This window comes from Flagellimonas alvinocaridis, from assembly GCF_965248585.1.
GTDB lineage: Bacteria > Bacteroidota > Bacteroidia > Flavobacteriales > Flavobacteriaceae > Flagellimonas > Flagellimonas alvinocaridis.
On record NZ_OZ252111.1, the window covers coordinates 1,563,698 to 1,581,454 of the forward strand.

At 41.7% G+C, this 17,757-nt stretch carries 16 protein-coding genes and 1 other RNA gene; 8 read left to right on the plus strand and 9 right to left on the minus strand.

Annotation, left to right across the window (positions count from 1 at the left end; translation table 11 throughout):
* Positions 1-2 precede the first annotated feature (2 nt).
* Both ACP14V_RS07150 and ACP14V_RS07155 read right to left on the minus strand, forming a co-directional pair.
* Positions 3-392 carry an acyl-CoA thioesterase gene (locus ACP14V_RS07150; RefSeq protein ID WP_136566282.1) on the minus strand — a complete coding sequence of 130 codons (390 nt, stop codon included), beginning with the start codon at positions 390-392 and terminating at the stop codon, positions 3-5.
* Positions 392-1,456 carry a glutaminyl-peptide cyclotransferase gene (locus ACP14V_RS07155; protein ID WP_272609943.1) on the minus strand — a complete coding sequence of 355 codons (1,065 nt, stop codon included), beginning with the start codon at positions 1,454-1,456 and terminating at the stop codon, positions 392-394. The genes ACP14V_RS07150 and ACP14V_RS07155 overlap by 1 nt, the downstream gene beginning before the upstream one ends.
* A gap of 75 nt (positions 1,457-1,531) precedes the next feature.
* Between ACP14V_RS07155 and ffs the strand changes: the two genes are divergently transcribed.
* From ffs to fsa, 3 genes are all read left to right on the plus strand, one after another.
* Positions 1,532-1,630: signal recognition particle sRNA small type (gene ffs, locus ACP14V_RS07160), an RNA gene on the plus strand.
* A 24-nt stretch (positions 1,631-1,654) separates the two neighbouring features.
* The gene (locus ACP14V_RS07165; protein ID WP_272609944.1) at positions 1,655-2,464 is read left to right on the plus strand and encodes an SDR family oxidoreductase; all 810 of its coding nucleotides are present in this window, start codon (positions 1,655-1,657) and stop codon (positions 2,462-2,464) included.
* Between the two features lie 37 nt (positions 2,465-2,501).
* Positions 2,502-3,158, plus strand: coding sequence for a fructose-6-phosphate aldolase (fsa, locus tag ACP14V_RS07170; protein WP_272609945.1), 657 nt, complete (start codon positions 2,502-2,504; stop codon positions 3,156-3,158).
* A gap of 55 nt (positions 3,159-3,213) precedes the next feature.
* On the opposite strand, the gene ACP14V_RS07175 is transcribed toward fsa, so the two are convergent.
* A complete protein-coding gene (locus ACP14V_RS07175; protein WP_272609946.1) occupies positions 3,214-4,602 on the minus strand; it encodes a TlpA family protein disulfide reductase in 1,389 nt (462 codons plus the stop codon).
* Between the two features lie 168 nt (positions 4,603-4,770).
* Here ACP14V_RS07175 and ACP14V_RS07180 point away from each other — a divergent pair, with 168 nt between their 5' ends.
* Positions 4,771-6,399 carry an ABC-F family ATP-binding cassette domain-containing protein gene (locus tag ACP14V_RS07180; protein ID WP_272609947.1) on the plus strand — a complete coding sequence of 543 codons (1,629 nt, stop codon included), beginning with the start codon at positions 4,771-4,773 and terminating at the stop codon, positions 6,397-6,399.
* Here ACP14V_RS07180 and ACP14V_RS07185 read toward each other — a convergent pair.
* Complete coding sequence (locus tag ACP14V_RS07185) at positions 6,396-7,115, minus strand: hypothetical protein (RefSeq protein WP_272609948.1); 720 nt, start codon at positions 7,113-7,115, stop codon at positions 6,396-6,398. The genes ACP14V_RS07180 and ACP14V_RS07185 overlap by 4 nt on opposite strands.
* 210 nt (positions 7,116-7,325) lie before the next feature.
* On the opposite strand from ACP14V_RS07185, the gene ACP14V_RS07190 reads away from it, so the two are divergent.
* Positions 7,326-7,862, plus strand: coding sequence for a fasciclin domain-containing protein (locus ACP14V_RS07190; protein ID WP_272609949.1), 537 nt, complete (start codon positions 7,326-7,328; stop codon positions 7,860-7,862).
* Here the strand turns inward: ACP14V_RS07190 and pheT are convergent, their stop codons facing one another.
* Positions 7,863-10,280 (minus strand): phenylalanine--tRNA ligase subunit beta, encoded by a 2,418-nt coding sequence (pheT, locus tag ACP14V_RS07195; protein WP_272609950.1) that lies wholly within the window; start codon positions 10,278-10,280, stop codon positions 7,863-7,865. It abuts the gene before it with no gap.
* A 129-nt stretch (positions 10,281-10,409) separates the two neighbouring features.
* Between pheT and ACP14V_RS07200 the strand changes: the two genes are divergently transcribed.
* On the plus strand, positions 10,410-11,648 hold the full coding sequence (locus ACP14V_RS07200; RefSeq protein ID WP_272609951.1) for a peroxiredoxin family protein: 1,239 nt from the start codon (positions 10,410-10,412) through the stop codon (positions 11,646-11,648).
* Here the strand turns inward: ACP14V_RS07200 and leuB are convergent.
* Complete coding sequence (gene leuB, locus ACP14V_RS07205) at positions 11,645-12,763, minus strand: 3-isopropylmalate dehydrogenase (RefSeq protein WP_272609952.1); 1,119 nt, start codon at positions 12,761-12,763, stop codon at positions 11,645-11,647. The two genes, ACP14V_RS07200 and leuB, sit on opposite strands and share 4 nt — an antisense overlap.
* A 36-nt stretch (positions 12,764-12,799) precedes the next feature.
* Positions 12,800-13,972, minus strand: a complete 1,173-nt coding sequence (locus tag ACP14V_RS07210) for a 2-isopropylmalate synthase (RefSeq protein ID WP_136566292.1) — start codon at positions 13,970-13,972, stop codon at positions 12,800-12,802.
* A 147-nt stretch (positions 13,973-14,119) separates the two neighbouring features.
* On the opposite strand from ACP14V_RS07210, the gene ACP14V_RS07215 reads away from it, so the two are divergent.
* Positions 14,120-15,664 (plus strand): hypothetical protein, encoded by a 1,545-nt coding sequence (locus ACP14V_RS07215; protein ID WP_136566293.1) that lies wholly within the window; start codon positions 14,120-14,122, stop codon positions 15,662-15,664.
* Here the strand turns inward: ACP14V_RS07215 and ACP14V_RS07220 are convergent.
* Entirely contained in the window at positions 15,654-16,358 is a 705-nt protein-coding gene (locus ACP14V_RS07220; RefSeq protein WP_272610299.1) for an RluA family pseudouridine synthase, read from the minus strand. The two genes, ACP14V_RS07215 and ACP14V_RS07220, sit on opposite strands and share 11 nt — an antisense overlap.
* Before the next feature lie 20 nt (positions 16,359-16,378).
* A complete protein-coding gene (gene panB / locus ACP14V_RS07225; RefSeq protein ID WP_272609953.1) occupies positions 16,379-17,197 on the minus strand; it encodes a 3-methyl-2-oxobutanoate hydroxymethyltransferase in 819 nt (272 codons plus the stop codon).
* A gap of 71 nt (positions 17,198-17,268) precedes the next feature.
* Here panB and ACP14V_RS07230 point away from each other — a divergent pair, with 71 nt between their 5' ends.
* On the plus strand, positions 17,269-17,751 hold the full coding sequence (locus ACP14V_RS07230) for a nuclear transport factor 2 family protein (protein ID WP_272609954.1): 483 nt from the start codon (positions 17,269-17,271) through the stop codon (positions 17,749-17,751).
* Positions 17,752-17,757: the final 6 nt, after the last annotated feature.

The window sequence follows — 17,757 nt, forward strand, 5'->3', positions numbered from 1 at the left end:
CACTATAGAAATAGATTGTTGATAGCCTCGGGAACGCGTTTGGGACGAAACGTCCTCGCATCCAAAAGACACCACTCTGTATGGGCATTAACTAAAAGTTGACCTGTTTTATTGTTTTTGATTTCCACAACACGTACGGACAATGGGCCAGTATTGTTCTTTATATAGGTAGAAACTTGAAGCGTATCTCCCAATACGGCGGATTTTAGGTAGTTGATGTTGTGGTTGCGAACCACCCAGGCCATTTCGTTGCGCATGGCTTGTGGGGCAACCTTTTCCCAGTGCTTCTTGGAAATATCCTGAATCCATTCCACGTAGCGCACATTGTTGACATGGTCAAGGTCATCAAGGTCTTCTGGGGATACATTTAAGACTTCGGTATAGGTCTTCATCAATCTTTTTTAAGGATGTTCACCTCAAAGAGTTTGTCCCAATTTTTTCCGGTCACAAAAAAAGTGCCCCTGTCCTTATGGTAGGCTACTCCATTGAGCACAGAGTTGGTATCGTCCCAGTTAGGACCTTTTTGGATTTTGCTCTTGAGTCCACCAAAGTTGATCACGCCCTCAATGGCCCCTGAGGCAGCATCAATGATCATCATGCTTTCCTTTTGATAGACGTTGGCATAGATTTTTCCGTTCACGTATTCCAGTTCGTTGGCCTTGTTGAAAATGGATTTATTGGTTGCGGTTTCAATATGGCCCACTTCCTCAAGGGATTCAGGGTCTAAAAACCAGATTTTTTCTGTGCCGTCGCTTTTGAAGAGCTTTTTGCCATCGTTGCAGAGTCCCCAACCTTCACGGCTCTTGCCGTAGGAGAAGTTTCTAATTTTTTCCAAGTTGGAGGCGTTGTAAACATAACCGAGACCACTTTGCCAAGTGAGTTGGTACAACTTGTCATTGAGAAGGGTAATGCCTTCACCGAAGACGGTATTGTCCAAATCTATGTTTTGTATCACTTCACCAGTTTCAAAATCCACTTTTCTGACAGTGGAAGCCCCTTTTTTTCCCGTACTTTCATAAAGTGTACCATTGTGGAACTCCAAGCCTTGGGTGTAAGCCTTAGGGTCGTGGGGATAAGTATTCACAATTTCATAGGTGTATATTTCAGGAGCTTGGGCGGCCAACAACCGAAAATCTTCCTTAATTTCTACGGTTTGTCCCTCAATTTCAATTTGGGCCACAAGCGTTTTGTTTCCCAAAGTTTTTGCATTAATGGTAAGTTGGTTGTTTTCCAAAGGAAGTTCTTGCCCATCCATAAAATATTTGACACTGGAGATTTCGACATCTTTTTTGTTTTTGATGGCAACACCTACCTTTTGATATTGCTGTACATTGTTGTTCTCCAGTTGAATGGAAAAAAGTTTGGAAGGATCGTTTTCTCCTCCACAACCTAGGAAGAACAGTAAAAACCCAAAAATGGAAGCTAATTTGATCATAGTCTTAAATGCATGTTTCATGGCATAAATGCTTACACTTCGAAATTAAGAATGAAATAGGATTGTGGCAAATTTTAAAAGGTCGTATATTTGCACAGGCAAGTCCTACACGACCAGCTCCTGCAGAATCCCCCAGGGCGGGAACGCAGCAAGGGTATGTGGTCGTAGCGGTGCGATGTAGGTAGCTTGCCTTTTTTTGTTCCCTAAACTCAGATGGCCATGGATAGAAAAGTTATTTTGATCACCGGCGGCTCCTCTGGCATAGGCAAGGCCATTGGAACTTTCTTGACCTCCAAAGGCTATAAAGTTTACGGAACCACACGAAACCCGGACAATCACCCTTATTTTGATGCTTTTGAACTTATCCAATTGGATGTAAAGGATGTGGGCAGCATCCACAGGGCTGTTTCCGAGGTTGTTTCCAAAGAAGGGCGTTTGGATGTATTGATCAACAATGCGGGAAAAGGTATTACCGGTCCCATTGAGGAAACCCCCCATGAAGAAATCTTGGATGTTTTTGATACCAATTTTCACGGACCTGTCCATGTGATGAAAGCGGTATTGCCACAAATGCGCCAGCAGGGTGGGGGAGCTATCATCAATGTGACCTCCATCGCAGGGTATATGGGCTTGCCGTTCCGCGGGTTTTATTCGGCCACCAAAGGTGCTTTGGGCTTGATTACCGAAGCTTTGCGCATGGAGACCAAGGATTTTGGCATTAGCATTACCAATGTGGCCCCCGGGGATTTTGCTACCAATATAGCGGCGGGAAGGTACCATGCTCCGGTTTTGCAAGGTTCTCCGTATGAGGATAAATATGCACAGACCGTAGATTCCATAAACGATGATGTAAACAGTGCCGGAGATCCCATTAAAGTAGCAGAGGCGGTGTATAAGATCATCAACCAAAAACGACCCAAAGTGCATAATCCGGTAGGTGCTTTTATGCAAAAGTTTTCTCTGGTCCTTAAGAATATTTTACCGGATAAACTCTACGAAAAACTATTGCTCAACCATTATAAATTGTAGTTTTATACCTCATACTAATCACTTATAAACTAAAGGAATGAAGTTTTTTATTGATACTGCCAATCTTGATCAAATTAAGGAAGCACAACAATTGGGTGTCCTTGACGGGGTTACCACCAATCCATCCTTGATGGCCAAAGAAGGAATCACTGGAAAGAACAATATTTTAAAACATTATGTGGATATCTGCAATATCGTGGATGGCGATGTGTCTGCTGAAGTTGTGGCTACCGAATTTGAGGCCATGGTGAAAGAGGGCGAGGAATTGGCGGAACTACATGAGCAAATTGTGGTAAAGGTGCCTATGATTGAAGATGGTGTAAAGGCATTGAAATATTTTTCAGATAAAGGTATCCGTACTAATTGCACTTTGGTATTCTCACCAGGACAGGCTTTATTGGCCGCCAAAGCTGGAGCTACCTATGTTTCTCCCTTTTTGGGTCGGTTGGATGATATCTCCACCGATGGGTTGAACCTTATTTCTGAAATCAGGTTGATTTATGACAACTATGGGTTTGAAACCCAAATTTTGGCCGCATCCATCCGTCACACCATGCACGTAATTGATTGTGCAAAGATCGGTGCGGATGTTATGACCGGACCTTTGTCATCCATCACAGGATTGTTGAAACACCCACTTACCGATATTGGACTTGAAAAATTCTTGGCCGATTATCGAAAGGGAAATTCATAAGTAAAGGAGAAAAGAAAATTAAGAATGAGCCTTGGTTAACCAAGGCTTTTTTTTATTAGAAGGAGGCATACAGATTGCCAAAGGCATTGACAATTACCGTGTCTTTTGTAATAATACATTTATTGAGTCCGTCCACGATCATGGCCATTTGTATCTCCTTAAAATCCTCGCCGTGGAACTGTTTGCTCTTGTCCAAATGAAATTCCTCCATCATGCTTATCCATTGCGGATAGCTGGTCTTTAAGTTGATGCCAATAAAGTTACACTCAGGATGTTTTTTTTCAAGCTGGGCAATGTGTTGTGTAATATTTTTGAAATGCCCTTTCTGGTCAGCGGTCCAAAAATAGAAAACGGTGGTTTTCTTTTTGTTGACCACATCTTTCAAATAAACCACATTGTTGTCCGAATCCTTAACCTCTATATTTGGTAGGCTATTTTCGGGTTGAAGGCTTTTAATGCCCGCATACAATTGATCGATCTCCTTTTTATGGTCATCGCTTGAAGATAGTGTACGGAACTTTTCTATAAAAGCTTGACTTTCTTCACTGGGATTGTGCTCCTTCAACAGGTAATCCACGGCTATGTTTCTAAAAAGAATGTCTCTAAGCTCATTTTCCTTTACCAAGCTATCCACAAGGTGAAGTTTGTGTTTGTTAAAGTGTAAACGGTCACTTATGGGAAGTTTTCCCGTATGGCAATTTTCCATACAGCTCATGTAGGATACATTGCCCAAATGCCATTTCATAAAATCAAAATAGGGCCTAAAATAGGTAAGGTCCTTATTGTTCAGGTCAATGTGGTTGCGATACTCATAAAATGACGCGCCTAGGTCGTGTATGGTTTCCTCCCCGGTTTTTTTCTTATGGTAAAACGGATATTTCTCCCTGTATAGATAACTATTATAGTCAATGGATGCTTTGGCCATGGCCAATTCTTTGCCCGTAAACTGTCCGTGGTCCGTTTCCAGTTCTTTTAAATGGGAAATTTTGGAGGCCTTCAAGGAGTCAATTTTCTGGTTGAATGCATCGGGGTCTAGCGAGTAATAGTCGTAGACTAAAGGTTCTTCATTTTCATAGGCCAGGAACATTTCAATCAAAAAGTTATTGATTTCACTTCCTTCACCTGAAAAAACCAGAGATTCGTCAAACTCCAAAGTGTTCAACCGGATTAGAAGACTATCACCGCCTTGCAGATATACATATTGAAGTTCTGGAGTATGGTCAAAATGGTATAATCCCTCTTCTATGCCCTCAAGGTTGAAGGAAAAGCGGTTGTTGTCATCCAACTTTACCGAGTCAACATAAGTATCATTATGGTAGAGTACAACAAAGTCACTAGTAGGATTTACAATTTCACCGCCAAAGAACACAGCGGCACAATCCGAGGAGTTTTTCCCGCATGCTAGAAAAGACAATAAAGTGAGGCCGAGTAATAATCTAACCATATATTGCGAACCAAACATTTACGAACAAAATTAAGAATCCCCGAAGCCTCACTCTGTTAATGGCGAGTTAAATGTTGTAAAACACTGTTTTTGTGGGGTTTAAGAAAGTACTCTTAAATTTAGAAATAAGGGGAGGTTTAGCTACTTTTGCAAAAAAATAATAGTTGCATGTTATCAGTATCCAATTTATCTGTTCAATTTGGAAAACGCGTATTGTTCGATGAGGTAAATGTTACGTTTACCCATGGAAATTGCTATGGTATTATAGGCGCCAATGGTGCCGGGAAGTCTACCTTTTTAAAAATATTGTCAGGACAGTTGGATGCTACTTCCGGGCATGTGCATTTGGAACCCGGCAAGCGTATGTCCATTTTGGAACAAAACCACAATGCCTACGATGAGTTTCCTGTTTTGGAATCTGTGGTCATGGGAAACAAACCCCTTTACAAGATCAAGAAGGAGATAGATGCGTTGTATGCCGATTATACGGATGAAAATGCGGAGAAAATAGGCGAGTTGCAAGTGCAGTTTGAAGAAATGAACGGCTGGAATGCCGATAGTGATGCGGCGGCCCTTTTGTCCAATTTAGGGATATCGGAAGAGCTACATTACACCGTTATGGCAGACATGGATTCCAAATTAAAGGTGCGGGTACTTTTGGCCCAGGCACTATTTGGTAACCCCGATGTGCTGATCATGGATGAGCCTACCAACGATTTGGACTACGAGACCATTAACTGGTTGGAGAATTTCTTAGCGAATTATGACAATACCGTGATAGTGGTTTCGCACGACAGGCACTTTTTGGATGCCGTTTGTACCAGTATCGCAGATATAGACTTTGGGAAAATCAATCTTTTTTCAGGAAACTACACCTTTTGGTATGAAAGCAGTCAGTTGGCTGCTCGCCAACGTGCTCAACAGAACAAAAAAGCAGAGGAGAAGGCCAAGGAATTGCAGGAGTTCATCCAGCGTTTCAGTGCCAACGTAGCCAAGAGCAAACAAGCCACTTCTCGTAAAAAGATGTTGGATAAACTAAAGGTGGAAGACATCAAACCATCTAGCAGAAGGTATCCCGCCATCATCTTTGACCGGGAGCGTGAGGCCGGAGATCAAATCCTAAATGTTGAGAAGCTTTCGGCAACCTCAGAGGATGGGGATTTGCTGTTTCAGGATGTGAACATCAACTTGGCCAAAGGGGACAAGGTTGCCATCTTGTCCAAAGATTCCAGGGCCACTACAGCCTTCTATGATATCATTTCAGGAAAGATTAAGGCGAGCAGTGGTTCGCATCAATGGGGGGTTACTACGACCCAGTCCTATTTACCTGCCGATAATTCCGATTATTTCAAAGAAGACATCAATTTGGTGGATTGGTTACGCCAATGGGCCAAAACCGAAGAAGAACGAGAAGAAGTCTATATTCGTGGATTTTTGGGTAAAATGCTCTTCAGTGGTGAAGAAGCCCTTAAGAAATGTACCGTACTTTCAGGAGGTGAAAAGGTGCGTTGTATGTTGAGCCGTATGATGATGATTCGTGCCAACGTACTGCTTTTGGATGAACCCACCAACCACTTGGATTTGGAAAGTATTACGGCATTCAACAATTCCTTGAAAAACTTTAAAGGAACGGTATTGCTTACCACCCATGACCATGAATTTGTGCATACCGTTGCAAACAGGATTATTGAGCTTACTCCAAAGGGTACCATTGATCGCTATTTGACTTTTGACGACTATATGTCTGATAAGGCCATTAAAGAACAACGGGAGAAAATGTACGCCGTTACAGCCTAAGCATTAAAATACTTACTGTTCCAAATAGCGGGGTTGAAGTTTTTGCCCAAGGCAAAACCGTAAAAAATAACCACGGAGGCAATACATTTGAACATAAAAAAGAAGATGATCCAAAACTCGGCAGTTGTATTCTTTTTGGAAAAAAGACCTTCGGGAACCATAAGGGTTACCAAATAACTGATCAAGACCACAAAAAGAGTCAAATTGACCATATTCTTGAAGGGCCAAACCAATAATTTTCGGAAAGGATGTAGGTCGTTCCCCCATTTATCCACCAAATAATAATACCCATTACCAATGGGAGCAAACAGTAGGGGGTCGTCCTTGTCCTCCAATTTAAAAAGCTTGGAAGGCGCCATTACCTTATACCCTTTTATATCGATTTGATGTAGTCTTTCCAGCGATTTAATTTTAGCTATGGTACTGGAAGGAAACGCTCCTTTGAAATATGAACTGTCCAGAAAACGAAGTCGGTAATCAATACAGATTTGTTTGATATGATCTATGTGGTAAATTTTATCGGTCTCCAATTCGTCAAAAACAAAGGGGTTTTGAACGCTTGGATTTTTTGAAGCAAGTTCATGGGCAATTTTCTCTTCCTTCTGGGCATCATTCCGTAAAATTTCTTGGACTTCTTCCAAAATCTGAAGTTCTTTTACCTGTCTGTTACGGACCTTAAGGAGACTTTCTTCAATATTTGTGTTCTTGAAAACCATAATCTTTTTCTTGGCAACCTATTCAAAGTTAAGCAATTGTAGGGGTGATTGTAAAGGCTGCCAAAACCATCTAATGTTAACGTTGTGTTAAATTGAATGTAGGGACGGGAAAACTGCTTGTATATCCTTAAAAAGATGTAACTTATCGAAGTTTTCAGCATTTAATCGACAAATCATACTATTAAGAGTCCCAAATTTGACCAAAAACCAATGAAATCCCCTTTGACCAAACTTTTACTGGCTCTTTGCATGGTTTGTACCGCATCCGCCTTTGCTCAACTTCCAAGATCTACCACTAAAACAATTGCCCATAATGCCATAGATTCGGAGCAACATAAAATACTTTTTGAAGCTGTAAAAGTGACGCAAATGGAAGAGATTTTGGAAAAAGCTGGACCATTTACCATTTTTGCGCCTTCAGATGCTGCTTTTGAGCGGTTTTCTACCGAAAAGATAAAGGAACTCATCAACTCACAGGACAAAAGTGCCCTTAAGTCATTGTTGACCTACCACATTGTTGCAGGTCATTTGACCGCTTCTAGGATTTTGAGGGCTATGTGCAGGGGAAATGGCAAGGCAAGCTTTACCACGATACAAGGTAAAAAACTACTGGCCCATATGGAAGGTTTTGATATTGTATTGACCGACCCAATGGGGAATCAAGCTCGCATTACCTCTGCAGACCTAAACCTCAAGAATGGGGTTGCCCATGAAATAGATAGTGTTATTCTGCCTTCACAAATGTAATCAGCGTAGTTCGGCACCCAATTCCTTTTGATATTGGGTCAATAACTTAGCCATAATCTTGTCAATTTGTTTGTCCGTTAAGGTCTTTTTCTCGTCCGACAAGGTGAAGCTCACGGCATAGGATTTTTTCCCATCCGGTAAATTTTTGCCCGTATAAACATCAAAAAGGTTTACTTTTTTCAGAAGATTTTTCTCTGTTTTCCAAGCAATGTCATACACTTGCTGGAATGACGTGGAATCGTTAAGTAATAGCGCAAAATCACGGGTAACCTCTGGAAATTTCGGGATTTCCTTAAAGACAATATTTTGTTTGCCCACCAATGCAAGAATGGAATCCCAATCAAAGTCCGCAAAGAAAACCTCTTGCTTAATATCAAACGTTTTAAGAACAGATTTTGAAGCCAAACCAAAGTGCGCCAAGACATTGCCATCTTTTTCATAGGAAAGCCCTTCGGCATAGACGGTATTGGTACATGGTTTAATTTTAACGTCTTTTATTCCCAAGCGATCAAACAGAGATTCCACAATACCTTTGAGGTAGAAGAAATCTGTTTTTTTGCTAGGGACACTCCAGCTATCCGCCGCTCGGTTTCCAGAAATAAAGATGGATAAATGTTGTCGCTCCTGGTTTTCGCCTGCTATTTTATGGTAGGTCTTGCCGAATTCAAAAAGTTTTAGACTGGTTTTCTGACGATTATGGTTGTAGCTTATGGCTTGAAGTCCAGAAAACAGCATGGAAGTCCTTAAAACCGACAAATCTGAACTCAATGGGTTGAGCATGGTGATTTTTTCTCCATCACGCTCTTGCGTATGGGCATCGGGAGAAACCAAACTATTGGTCATGATTTCATAGCATCCTTGGGATGCCAAGGTATTTCCAACCACATCCTGTATGCGATGGTTTTCAAAGCGAGATGTTTTGGCAATGGAAGCTGTAAGCTTTTCCTTATGGGCAATATTGTTATAGCCATATACCCTTAGGATCTCTTCGATGACATCCACTTCTCGGGTAACATCAACACGATAGGTGGGAATGGTTAATCCAAGTCCAGACTCTGTAACATTGTTTATGCGGATTTCCAAGGAAGACAAAATGGATTTTATGGTATCCCTTGGAATTTCCTGTCCAATGAGTGAGTTGATTTTATCAAAAGTCAGGAACACTTGTCTATCCTGAGGTTTCTTTGGGTAAAGGTCAACAACCTCAGAAGTGATGTATCCCCCCGCAATTTCTCGAATCAACAATGCTGCCCTTTTAAGGGCATACTCGGTTAGGTTGATGTCGATGCCACGCTCATATCGAAATGAAGCATCCGTATTTAGTCCATGCCTTTTGGCAGACTTTCGAATGGAAACAGGGTCAAAATAAGCGCTCTCCAAGAAAATGGAAGAAGTATGCTCCGTTACTCCGGAATAAACCCCACCGAAGACTCCGGCAATACACATGGGTTTTTCACTATCGCAGATCATAAGATCATCTTCGTGGAGGGTACGTTCCACATTGTCCAAGGTCTTGAACTTTGTGCCGGCCGGTAAGGTCTTGACCTCTATTTTATTGCCTTTTATTTTGGATGCATCAAAAGCATGTAAGGGTTGTCCCAATTCGTGCAATACATAATTGGTTACATCCACCACATTGTTAATAGGAGACAATCCAATGGCTTTTAGCCTGTTTTTTAGCCAATGGGGAGATTCCTGAACAATAAGATTGCTTATGGTAACTCCACAATATCTTGGTGCCAATTGGCTTTCCTTGACCTCAACATCAATTTTTAGGGATCGGTTATCAATGGAAAAATTACTGGTGGAAGGTGTTACCAACTCCTTTTGGATTTCTTTCTGTTCCAATCCAGCCTTCAAGTCGCGGGCCACTCCAAAATGACTCATGGCATCGGACCGGTTAGGGGTAAGGCCTATCTCAAAAACCTCATCACTCTCAATATCGAACACTTTGGCACAAGGGGTTCCTGGCTCCAAAGTCTCGGTCAATACCATAATGCCATCATGGCCATTTCCCAAGCCCAACTCGTCTTCGGCACAGATCATACCATGGCTTTCCTCACCTCTGATTTTTCCTTTCTTTATTTGCCATGCTTCACCCTCTTTGGAATACAATGTGGTTCCGATAGTCGCTACAGGAACTTTTTGTCCGGCGGCAACATTTGGGGCACCACATACAATTTGTACAGGTTCTCCATTTCCAATATCAACAGTGGTCAGTTTTAGTCTATCGGCATTTGGATGTTGCTCACAACTGAGCACGTGGCCCACAACAACACCTTTCAGGCCACCTTTCACGGATTCAAAACGGGAAATGCCTTCTACCTCAAGTCCTAAATCCGTCAACAACTCACCAGTTTTTTGTGAATCCCAATCAATCTGTAAAAACTGTCGTAGCCAGTTGTAAGAAATCTTCATACCCCAATTTTAGAGGGGACAAATATAAAACAATAGCCCAACAGATTCAATGTAAATAATAAGAGGGTTATGGTCTAAATTGTAAGAATTGGATACTATTTTCTACTTTTAAGAAAAATCTTTCACATCATGAAGAGGATATCGTTGTTTTGGGCGCTGATTTTGTTGGTGGTTTCATGCAAAAAGGAGGGGAAAGAAATATCGGTCGGCGACTGGTGGGGTATGATGGAGGTTGCATCACATCTAGACTTGCCTTTTACGTTTACCCTATCCAAGAATACAGATGGACGCTACGTTATGCAAATGTATAACGCCGAGGAGGTGATCACTGTGGATGAGATCGAGATAGAAGGTGATTCAATCCACATACAAATGCCTGTTTTTGAGGGTTACTTTGCAGGAACTTTTTCGGCGGAAGAAATTCATGGAAGCTTTATAAAAGAAAGTTTGGAGCGTATAGTGCCGTTTAGTGCTTTTTACGGAAAACGGGAACGTTTCCAAACACAGCAGGATGCTGCCGTCAATATTTCAGGGATATGGGAAACTTATTTTGATATAAATACAGATACGGAATACCCCGCAAAGGGCATATTTATGCAAAATGGGAATAAAATCAAGGGGACTTTTAGAACCAGAACGGGAGATTATAGGTATTTGGATGGTGTGGTCACTGGCGATAGTCTAAAACTTTCTGCTTTTGATGGTTCACACGTGTACCTTTTTATGGCCAAGGTAACAGACAGTACTTTGGAGGGGAGGTTTTACGATGGAAACCATTCCGTAAAAGAATTTATGGGTGCCCGTAATGAGGCGTTTGAATTACCGGATGCCAATACGTTGACGTATCTAAGGGAAGGCTATGATCGGTTGAACTTTTCTTTTCCCGATGCCACAGGCAAAATGGTAAGTTTGTCCGATGCCAAATTTTCTGGAAAACCTGTTTTGGTACAGATTATGGGGTCTTGGTGTCCCAATTGTTTGGATGAAACCCGATTTTACGTTGATTTCCTAAAAGAACATCCAGATTTAAACATTGAATTGGTAGCTCTGGCCTTCGAATATGCCAAGACCGAAGAAAAAGCCTTTGAGGGTATTCGCCGCCTTAAAGAGAGGGTAGGGGCAAATTACCCCATTTTACTGGCACAGTTTGGTACTTCCAACAAACAGAAAGCCAATGAAAAATTGCCCATGCTCAACCATATTTTGTCTTATCCCACTACTATTTATCTCGATAAAAAAGGTGCAGTCAGAAAGATTCATACGGGCTTCAACGGGCCTGCGACGGGCAAAAAGTATGAGGAATTCAAAAAACAGTTTACTGAAACCATGCAAGAACTGGCTTCGGAACCTATAAAGACAGATGTTTAAATAATAGTGGATTTTCCCAAATGGATATTCTCATCATTTACACTGAAATCATCTTCAATATCAACAATGTTGTGAGCAATGAAATCGCCCACCTGATTGGTTCCATATTGACTATCAGGCTTTAGGTCCGGTGTAACAATTTCCTTCTTTAATGATTTATCCACAGCATTTCGAACGGCAAGCGATTCGTCTATAAGACCAAAATGCTCAAGTAACATGGCTACCGAAAGAATGGAGGCAATAGGGTTTGCAATGTCTAAACCCATAGCTTGGGGATATGAACCATGGATAGGTTCAAAAAGTGCGCTTTCCTCTCCAATTGATGCCGAGGCCAGTAATCCAATGGACCCACCAATAACACTTCCTTCATCAGAAATAATGTCACCGAACATGTTTTCGGTAAGAATAACGTCAAACTGGGTCGGTTTCAGAATGATTTGCATGGCAGCATTGTCCACAAACAAATAATCCAACACTACATCGGGGTAACTTTCACCTATTTTGGCAACCACTTTTCTCCAAAGTCTGGAAGATTCCAGTACATTGGCTTTGTCCACAAGGGTAAGTTTACCTCTCCTGTTTTTAGCAGCCTTAAACGCGAGGTGGGCCACTCTGCTGATTTCTTCTTCAGAGTATTCACAGAGATCGGAAGCTACCGTACCCTCTTCATTAAGTTTTTTCTCCCCAAAATAAATTCCCCCGGTCAACTCGCGATAGATTACAAAATCCGTACCCGAGACAACCTCTTTCTTCAAGGGAGATTTATCAACAAGCGCCGAATGGGCAATTACGGGTCTTATGTTGGCAAAGAGTCCCAGTTCCTTTCTTAATTTCAACAGTCCCTGTTCGGGTCTAATAGGGGAATTGGGATTGGTATCGTATTTAGGGTGGCCAATGGCTCCTAACAGTACAGCATCTGCTTCCTTACATAGGTTAAGGGTGCTTTCTGGCAATGACGCACCTTTATTATCTATGGCTATGGCTCCAATGGAAGCCTCTTTAAACACAAAATTATGGTTAAAGGTTTCTTCAACCGCTTGAAGACATTTTACAGCTTGGGCCAATACTTCGGGTCCTACACCATCTCCAGGAAGCAATGCAATGTTCAAATTCATGTGATGACAGGATTTGCGTCTAAAAGAAACCGAGAATTAAGCTAGACTTTGTATGCTGATATTGCTGGTTTCCACAATTTCATGGATGTCCTCATCCATGATTTCTTTTTTACGGTCGGCAAACTTCAAAAAGTTTTCATAGACCACATCCAGTTGTAGCTTGGTAAGTTCGTACCCCACTTTTTTGGCGCGGTATGCCAATGCGGCCCTTCCACTTCTTGCGGTAAGCACAATGGAAGATTCATTGACCCCTACATCTTTTGGGTCGATGATTTCATAGGTTTCACGTTGCTTTATTACACCGTCTTGATGGATTCCAGAACTATGTGCAAAGGCATTGGAGCCCACAATGGCCTTATTGGGCTGTACAGGCATTCCCATTTTTTGGGAGACCATACGACTTGTATCCCATAGCAACTGACTGTTGATGCCAGTATCCAGATTAAGGTAAGGATGTTGTCTTAAAATCATCACTACTTCTTCCAGAGAAGTGTTTCCGGCACGTTCACCAATACCGTTGATGGTACATTCAATTTGTCTGGCGCCGTTAATTACCCCAGCAATGGAGTTGGCCGTGGCCAATCCAAGGTCATTATGACAGTGGCACGATAGAATAGCCTTATCAATGTTCTTCACATTTTCCTTGAGGTATTTCATTTTCGCACCATATTCTTCTGGAAGGCAGTAGCCGGTAGTATCAGGAATATTCAAAACAGTTGCTCCGGCCTTTACGACCGCTTCGCACACCTGTGCTAAAAATTCATTGTCCGTACGTCCAGCGTCTTCAGCATAGAATTCAACATCTTCCACAAACGTTTTTGCATAGGCAACTGCTTCAACGGCTCGCTCAATAATTTTGTCCCTTGTGGAATTGAATTTGTATTTGATATGGGAATCAGAGGTGCCAATTCCAGTATGTATCCTTGGTTTTTTTGCTTGTTTAATGGCCTCAGCGGCCACTTCAATATCTTTTTTAACGGCTCTTGTCAAGCCACATACCGTAGCATTTTTGACCAATTTGGAGATTTCTTGTACAGATTTGAAGTCTCCAGGGCTGGAAATGGGAAATCCGGCCTCAATGACATCAACACCTAGCTCATCCAGACGTGACGCGATGACCAATTTCTGTTCCGTGTCCAACTTGCAACCCGGAACTTGTTCCCCATCTCTTAGCGTAGTGTCAAAAATTTGTACCTTATCTTTACCCATTATATTTGTCTGTTTCGTCGTGTATACACGAAAATAGAGAAGGTGAGAGGAAAGGGAAAAGTGAGGTTAAAACCTTATACAACGTTAAATCGTATTTAGTGCTATATAGTATACTGATATTCAATTGTTTAAATTATATTTTTTACGATGACAAATGCGCATAAGGATGCATTGTTTGTGCTGGTAAAATCGCTTTCTAAATCAGAAAAGCGCCAGTTTAAACTGTATGTGGGCCGGTTAGGGGTCAATACGGACGCCAAGTTTTTGGCCCTATTTAACCTATTGGACAAAATGCGGAGTTACGACGAGCGTCAAATCCTGGAAAGTGGCATTGTGAAAAAGGCTCAGTTATCCAATTTGAAAGCACATCTGTACAAGCAGATTTTGGTAAGCTTGCGTTTGAACCCGGTAAATCAAAATATTCGAGTGCAAATTCGCGAACAGCTTGATTTTGCCACTATACTATATCAAAAAGGACTCTACAAGCAGAGTTTGAAGATTCTGGACAAGGCCAAAACCGTTGCTATTGAAAATGAAGAGAAGAATGTGGCCTATGAGATTGTGGAATTTGAAAAGATAATTGAAACACAGTATATTACCCGAAGTATTCCGGATAGGGCCGATGAGTTGGCCGTGCAGGCAAAAGAACTTTCTGCCCAAAATGTGATGACCAGCAAACTCTCCAATCTTTCCCTGCAATTATACGGAATGATGCTTAAAGTGGGGTATGTGCGTGGCGATGAGGATTTAAAAAAAGTGAAGTCGTATTTTGATTCCCACATGCCAAATTATAGTTTGGAAAGTCTTGGTTTTCGGGAAAAACTATGGCTATATAAAGCCCATTTGTGGTACAGTCTGCTTATTCAAGATTTTTTGTCTGCCTATAAATATGCAAGTAAATGGGTAGACCTCTTTTACGACCATGAAGAAATGATTGCCTTGAACCCTGTTTTTTATCTGAAGGGTAATCATTATCTATTGGAGTCACTTTTCTTTGTAAAATATGCATCACAGTTTCGGGAAACCTTGCATAGGTTGGAAACCCAGGTTGAAAACCCGAGCTTTCCACAGAACGATAATATTGCCTCTTTGGCTTTTCTGTATATCAATTCAAATAAGTTGAACCTTCACTTTTTGGAAGGAACCTTCGATAAAGGATTGTACTTGGTCAATGTGGTGGAGTATGGAATTAAAAAACACAGGGAGCGAATAGATGAGCACCATATTATGCTGCTCTATTATAAAATTGCTTGTCTGTATTTTGGGAATGGCGATAACAAGAACTGCATTGCCTACTTAAAACGAATAATTTCCAACAAGAATTTGAAAATGCGTGAAGACCTCATGTGTTTTGCCAGGGTATTGAGTCTTGTGGCGCACTACGAAGCGGGCATGGATTACCATCTTGAAGTGCAACTAAAGAGTACGTACAAGTTCTTATTGAAAATGAACGACTTACATGCAGTTCAAAAAGAGATGATCAAATTTTTAAGGAGCTTGGGAGATATCTATCCACATGAATTAAAGGATGAGTTCCAGAAGCTATATAATGAACTCAAGAAGTATGAAAACCACCCTTACGAAAAAAGAGCGTTTTTGTATTTAGACATTCTTTCTTGGTTGGAAAGCCACCTACAGAACAAACCTGTTTCCCAAATAATTAGGGAAAAGGCCATGGCCGTTACGCGTTGATGCAAGCGTTCCAAATAGGGTCAATGGGCGGTTTTGCCAAAAAGGATATCTGCTCCTTTTTCACAGGATGTTCCAGGACCAAGCTCCGTGCATGCAAATGAATGCTCCCATCTTTGTTACTGCGACCCGCCTCATATTTTAGGTCACCTTTTATACGACAGCCTATGGCAGAAAGTTGAGCCCTTATTTGATGGTGTCTTCCTGTTTTTAAATCTATCTCCAGTAAAAAGTAACTATCCAATTTTTTTAGGATTCGGTATTCCAAAATGGCTTTTTTGCTATTGGGTACTTCATTGGCATGGGCGTAAGACTTGTTTTGTTTTGGATTCCGCACCAGCCAATGGGTCAACGTGTCACTTTCTTTCGGGGGGACACCTTTTACTACTGCCCAATAGGTCTTTTGTGAGCTTCCTTCAGAAAACAGTTTATTTAATCGGGGCAAAGCTTTGGAGGTTTTTGCAAACACTACAATACCCGAAGTTGGTCTATCTAACCTATGGACCACCCCGAGGTATACATTGCCGGGCTTGTTGTACTTCTCCTTGAGGTACAACTTGACAATATCGCTGAGGGGTGTGTCCCCGGTTTTATCTCCTTGTACAATATCACCAGGTTTTTTATTGACCACAATAAGGTGATTGTCCTCGTAGAGAACTTCCAGATTGTATTTGTTAGAATGTTGGGAATTGTTAATTGACAATTGCTGATTGGAATTTAATAGGATTCCTCCTCATTAGGAAAGTCCCTGCTTTTTACATCATCCACATATTGGGATATGGCTTTGCTCATTTCGTCATAAAGGTTCATATATCTTCTTAAAAAACGAGGGTGGAATTCATGGGTCATGCCCAGTAGGTCGTGTACCACTAAAACTTGTCCATCAACTCCGTTTCCAGCACCAATGCCTATGATCGGGATAGAAACACTTTCGGCCACTTCTTTGGCCAGTTTTGCGGGAATTTTTTCTAAAACGATACCAAAACAGCCCAATTCTTCCAGCATTTTGGCATCCTGCTTCAATTTATCCGCTTCTTCCTCTTCTTTGGCCCGAACGGTATAGGTGCCAAATTTATAAATGGATTGAGGGGTAAGCCCCAAATGCCCCATTACAGGAATACCTGCTTGCAGAATACGGCTTACCGAGTCTTTGATTTCGGCCCCACCCTCCACTTTTATGGCGTGGGCTCCACTTTCCTTCATGATTCGGATGGCGGAACGCAAGGCTTCCTTGGAGTCGCTCTGGTAGCTGCCAAAAGGGATGTCCACCACCACAAGTGCCCTTTTTGCGGCACGGACCACGGAACTGGCATGGTAGATCATTTGATCCAGTGTGATGGGCAATGTGGTTTCATGGCCCGCTATGACATTACTGGCGGAGTCTCCCACCAAAATAACATCCACATTGGCGGCATCCACAATTTTGGCCATGGAGTAATCGTAGGAGGTGAGCATGGAAATCTTCTCACCGTTTTGCTTCATTTCAATGAGAGATTTCACAGTAATTCTCTTGTATTCTTTTTTGGCAACTGACATTTGGTTCTGTTTTACAGGATAAATGTAAGCAGATTTGTTTAAATTGGACTTCAATCAAAAAACTACATATCATGAGAACTTTTCTAAGTTTCGTATTTCTAGCTGCGTTATGCTTTACGGTTTCGGCACAAGGCCCAAACCCACCGGATGTTGATTTCGAACAGCAAATAAAAGAGGTCATAGAAACCTTTTTTGATGGATTTCACAAGCAGGACTCTACCATCATAAAAAGCGTTTCGGCCGATCAGGTGGTGCTCCAGACCACTGGAAGGGACCAAGAGGGCAAGACCCGATTCCGCAACGAAGAGTTTTCAAATTTCCTCACTTCCATTTGTAGTATTCCAGATAGCATTAAGTTTGAGGAGAAACTGACCTCATTTTCCATTCAGGTAGACCGTACCATGGCCAATGCATGGGTGGGCTACGAATTTTGGTTGAATGATACTTTCAGTCATTGTGGCATAAATTCCTTTCAACTGGTAAATTTTGATGGTGACTGGAAAATCATCTACTTGATAGATACCAGGGGCAAGGCTGGCTGTATGGAAGAGTAAGCATTG

What these genes read in the sequence shown, in the direction of transcription:
- ACP14V_RS07190 (WP_272609949.1), top strand. Translation starts at nt 7,326, where the DNA reads ATGAAATCCCCTTTGACCAAACTTTTACTGGCTCTTTGCATGGTTTGT.
- ACP14V_RS07180 (WP_272609947.1), top strand. Translation starts at nt 4,771, where the DNA reads ATGTTATCAGTATCCAATTTATCTGTTCAATTTGGAAAACGCGTATTG.
- ACP14V_RS07175 (WP_272609946.1), bottom strand. Translation starts at nt 4,602, where the DNA reads ATGGTTAGATTATTACTCGGCCTCACTTTATTGTCTTTTCTAGCATGC.
- ACP14V_RS07200 (WP_272609951.1), top strand. Translation starts at nt 10,410, where the DNA reads ATGAAGAGGATATCGTTGTTTTGGGCGCTGATTTTGTTGGTGGTTTCA.
- ACP14V_RS07155 (WP_272609943.1), bottom strand. Translation starts at nt 1,456, where the DNA reads ATGAAACATGCATTTAAGACTATGATCAAATTAGCTTCCATTTTTGGG.
- ACP14V_RS07185 (WP_272609948.1), bottom strand. Translation starts at nt 7,115, where the DNA reads ATGGTTTTCAAGAACACAAATATTGAAGAAAGTCTCCTTAAGGTCCGT.
- ACP14V_RS07210 (WP_136566292.1), bottom strand. Translation starts at nt 13,972, where the DNA reads ATGGGTAAAGATAAGGTACAAATTTTTGACACTACGCTAAGAGATGGG.
- leuB (WP_272609952.1), bottom strand. Translation starts at nt 12,763, where the DNA reads ATGAATTTGAACATTGCATTGCTTCCTGGAGATGGTGTAGGACCCGAA.
- panB (WP_272609953.1), bottom strand. Translation starts at nt 17,197, where the DNA reads ATGTCAGTTGCCAAAAAAGAATACAAGAGAATTACTGTGAAATCTCTC.
- ACP14V_RS07230 (WP_272609954.1), top strand. Translation starts at nt 17,269, where the DNA reads ATGAGAACTTTTCTAAGTTTCGTATTTCTAGCTGCGTTATGCTTTACG.
- ACP14V_RS07215 (WP_136566293.1), top strand. Translation starts at nt 14,120, where the DNA reads ATGACAAATGCGCATAAGGATGCATTGTTTGTGCTGGTAAAATCGCTT.
- fsa (WP_272609945.1), top strand. Translation starts at nt 2,502, where the DNA reads ATGAAGTTTTTTATTGATACTGCCAATCTTGATCAAATTAAGGAAGCA.
- pheT (WP_272609950.1), bottom strand. Translation starts at nt 10,280, where the DNA reads ATGAAGATTTCTTACAACTGGCTACGACAGTTTTTACAGATTGATTGG.
- ACP14V_RS07150 (WP_136566282.1), bottom strand. Translation starts at nt 392, where the DNA reads ATGAAGACCTATACCGAAGTCTTAAATGTATCCCCAGAAGACCTTGAT.
- ACP14V_RS07165 (WP_272609944.1), top strand. Translation starts at nt 1,655, where the DNA reads ATGGATAGAAAAGTTATTTTGATCACCGGCGGCTCCTCTGGCATAGGC.